The sequence below is a fragment of the Rhodanobacter umsongensis genome, from assembly GCF_042654965.1.
In the GTDB taxonomy this organism is placed as follows: domain Bacteria; phylum Pseudomonadota; class Gammaproteobacteria; order Xanthomonadales; family Rhodanobacteraceae; genus Rhodanobacter; species Rhodanobacter umsongensis.
Genome location: NZ_JBHSMK010000017.1, coordinates 1 through 3413, shown reverse-complemented (window position 1 = coordinate 3413; position 3413 = coordinate 1). Strand labels below are relative to the sequence as shown.

The 3413-nt window shown below is 56.5% G+C and carries 3 protein-coding genes; all 3 read right to left on the bottom strand.

From position 1 onward, the window contains the following. Positions 1 to 859: 859 nt before the first annotated feature. The 3 genes from ACFPME_RS17615 to ACFPME_RS17605 all read right to left on the bottom strand — a co-directional run bounded on the left by ACFPME_RS17615 (position 860) and on the right by ACFPME_RS17605 (position 2193). The gene (locus ACFPME_RS17615) at positions 860 to 1351 is read right to left on the bottom strand and encodes a P-loop nucleotide/nucleoside kinase family protein (protein ID WP_377307004.1); all 492 of its coding nucleotides are present in this window, start codon (positions 1349 to 1351) and stop codon (positions 860 to 862) included. A gap of 68 nt (positions 1352 to 1419) precedes the next feature. Continuing rightward, positions 1420 to 1746, bottom strand: a complete 327-nt coding sequence (locus ACFPME_RS17610) for a hypothetical protein (protein WP_377307003.1) — start codon at positions 1744 to 1746, stop codon at positions 1420 to 1422. 84 nt (positions 1747 to 1830) lie between these two features. Beyond that, positions 1831 to 2193 (bottom strand): VOC family protein, encoded by a 363-nt coding sequence (locus ACFPME_RS17605; RefSeq protein ID WP_377307002.1) that lies wholly within the window; start codon positions 2191 to 2193, stop codon positions 1831 to 1833. Positions 2194 to 3413: the final 1220 nt, after the last annotated feature.

Below are 3413 nucleotides of genomic sequence, written 5' to 3'. Positions count from 1 at the left end.
CGGCGGGAATACAACGAGGAGCGACCGAAGAGGGCATTGGGCGGGCTGACACCGGCCGCCTACGCGAAGCAGTTAAAGTAACACCGGACTCTAAACCCACCCGCTACTCAAAGCGGGGGGACGTCGCCTCGACCGACATGGCTACGCTGGGCGCAGCGGAGCTAAGGCCAGACCCGCACTCAAGCCAGAACCAACGGACCGGCTTAGGAAGACCAACGTCCAGAGTGCTCTCTAATGCATCGAGTGTGCCCGACGTCTCCCTCGTCGCTGCTGAGAAGATTCCTGGGTTTGCATCTCGTAGGTCGCGTAGACGTTCCATGTGCACTCTAACGCTGGAGGTAAGCGGCGGCGAAGCCGTCCGCCTTGAACGAATAGTTAGCCCTACCTGCATTGACCAATTGCGGCCCCGAGTGTCTTGACCTCGATGCCGTCACAGAAATAATAAGGTTTAGCGCAACCCAAGTATTCCCCGCCATAAGCTTTGAACTGAGCTTTGTCCGCGATGGTGCTGGCTATAGAAACGGACTTGGCGCAAGAAGTCGTTCTTTGGGCTATGAGTTGAAGGCACTTGTCTCGGCTAAGATTGTACTCCTCACGCGAAGCATCACAGCTTGCAACCAACTTGGAGTCTAAGCGCTCGAAGAATTCTGAGCGTGTCATTGGATATGTAGCTGGACCGAAGTTTGCTGGCGAGCTGGCTTTGGCCGCGCCCTTTCCGCCGTAGGTCATAAAGCACCCAACAGCGACAAGGACAATCAGGGGAAGGTGCGCTTTTGACAAGAACACGTGGAAAACCTCCATGTAGGCCTAACGACTGAATTAAGCCGAGCCGCGAAGCGGCTTCGGCTTGAATGAATTGTTAGGTGCGCTCATGCCGGACCACCGTAAACCGCTCTTCGGGTGTAGGCGCAGCGAAATGAGCCAGCAGAGCATCAAAGGTGGCATCGTCCTGCAGCGGGTCGCTGCCGTTGCGGGCTCGGCGCTCTCTGAGTTGATGCCTGCACGTGTCATTTGGAACGTCGAGGTAATGAAGCTGGTGGCTCACACCTGAGCTCTCAATCAACTTCCGGAACCAGGCGCGCTGGGCCGCGGTATTAGCTGGAAAGTCCAGCACAACCGATATGCCTTGGCGCAGCAGCGCACAGATGTGGTCAGCCAAGGCACGCTTGATGCGGCCGGAAAGGGTGACATAGCTGCCCAGATCGGTGACCCCGCCCGGGTAGAGGTCCCGCAGCAGATCGTCCTCCGACAGCAGAACAGCAGCATTGGACGACGCCATCGCCATGGCGAACGTGGACTTGCCAGCCCCCATCTTGCCGCACATGAAGTGGAGAATTGCTGCGTCCGTCATCGAGGAACCTCCAAGCACACCTAACGCTTGAGTTGAGCGGCGGCGGAGCCGTCCGCTTGGACGACTGGTTAGGCCGCGTGAGGTACGGAAACGAAGTACGACAACCCAAAGAATAGAAGGAGATAAATTGCGAGGAAGACAAGCATTGCGTCGGATAGCTTTGATAGATAGCTGTCGTTAAGCGAACGATGCTCGCGTGCGAACAGAAACTTCATGGTGGCCCACCCTGTGGCGATATTATTGCGCAGAAATAGCGAAGGCCTACCCATCGCCTCGTACTTTTGCGGATGCGCGACCTCAAGGCGTTTGAACAGCAGCTTGATGAGCACAAACCACACGATGACCATGCCAAAGAGCACAGCGAAGAGAGCGATCGAAGGTGCCTGAGGATTCATGAGCTCTCGCTTTAAGGCCTAACGCCTGAGTTAAGCGGCGGCGAAGCCGTCCGCCTTGAACGAGATGTTAGGCCGCGACATGGCCTAGAGTTCCTGACCGAACATGAGCCGATGGCCGTCAACTGTGCGAACACCAAACTCTCGCATGCCCCAAGGCTTGTCGGAAAGCGGTTGAGTGAACTCCGCGCCCGCGGCCTGATACTCGGCGAATAAAGCGGAAGCATCCGAAACTGTTATGTAGCCATACCACGAATGGTCGCCAAGCTCCGCAGGTGGAATGGCGTCAGTACACTCGCCGAGCATCACACGAAAGCTACCGCGAGAGAGGAATGACCAGCCAGGTGCCGTAAAGTCGATGCCTAGGCCGAGGACAGACGCGTAGTAATCCGTGGACTTGGCCAAGTCAAGGACAGCAAGCGTGTATCGAACTTTGGTGAAGTCGAGCATGTCTGTCTCCTCGCCGCGAACTGTGGTGTTGACGCCTAACGCTGGAGTCAAGCGGCGGCGTAGCCGTCCGCTTGAATGACTGGTTAGGGATTTGCGGCCCGAGCGCGACAGGGCGAACCATACGGCGCCATGCAACATCGGCGAGCCACAAACCCCACGCTTTGAAACTTGACGACTTGCTGTGAATCCCATGAGCAGCTTGCCGAAGCGAAGCGCCTCACGTCAACGAAGTGCTGAACGGAGCCAGCCTGCCCAAACAACCCAACAAGCAAAGGCCTAACGCTCGAGTTAAGCGGCGGCGTAGTCGTCCGCCTTGAACGAGTAGTTAGGCCTCAACCACACGCAAGCATGATTGAGGGATGAGAGCATCCTTGTTGGACTCCAGCTCGACCAGATAGACGGGATCATCTCCTAGATCTTCAACACTTATGAGAGATCCCGAGTCACCGACATGTTCGCCGCCAACCACCCTGACATATGCATTGTGCTCAAAGACGACGCCTGGCAATGGCTCGTGAGAGAGGAAAGTATTGTGTTGATCGAGTGTCGGTTGCATAAGACCTAACGCCTGAGATAAGGGGACAAAAATGCCTGCACTTTTGTTCCCCTTGATTGAATAGTTAGGGCAGCCACAGTTGCAGAGATTAGCTTGCTTCAGCCAACGCGCGTCCCGAGCAATTCAGATTCTCAACGACCGCTACTTCATGTCACATCCGCGAGTCGCAACGCAGACCAAGACAAAGGGAGTAAGTAGCAAGCCAGAAGCAATTTGCCCGGCATCACGACCGAAGTTTCTGCGTTTGCGTGCGCACGCTTGCGGACTAACTACAAGGTGTTGAACTTTGCTTGCTTCAATCGCCAAGGGGCCGGTTGATTGGATCGTATCACCCGATACCGAGGTCACGCAAAAAGAGGTTCTGTATCCCTGCTGCGGGTGGTCGTAGGTGACAGAGTCGTCAGGGTGTACCAAGCCCGCTAGGGGTTGTGCATCCGTAACTACCTGGTCGGCGCGAGGCGGCTCCGAGGAACACGCCGATGCGACGCACAGCATTACAACCGCAAGGGCAGGAATTCTCAGAACCACGCTCGCTCCTAACGCTTGAGTTAAGCGGCGCCGAAACCGCGTAGCGGTTTTGGCGTCCGCTTGGACGAACTGTTAGGGCGCAGTGCGGTGAGCCAAAACACCGCAGCCGAGGCGGCACCGCAAGCCCCCATGAATG

Bases quoted from the DNA above. Each gene is read 5' to 3' on its own strand.
- ACFPME_RS17615 (WP_377307004.1), bottom strand. From the start codon at position 1,351: ATGACGGACGCAGCAATTCTCCACTTCATGTGCGGCAAGATGGGGGCT.
- ACFPME_RS17610 (WP_377307003.1), bottom strand. From the start codon at position 1,746: ATGAATCCTCAGGCACCTTCGATCGCTCTCTTCGCTGTGCTCTTTGGC.
- ACFPME_RS17605 (WP_377307002.1), bottom strand. From the start codon at position 2,193: ATGCTCGACTTCACCAAAGTTCGATACACGCTTGCTGTCCTTGACTTG.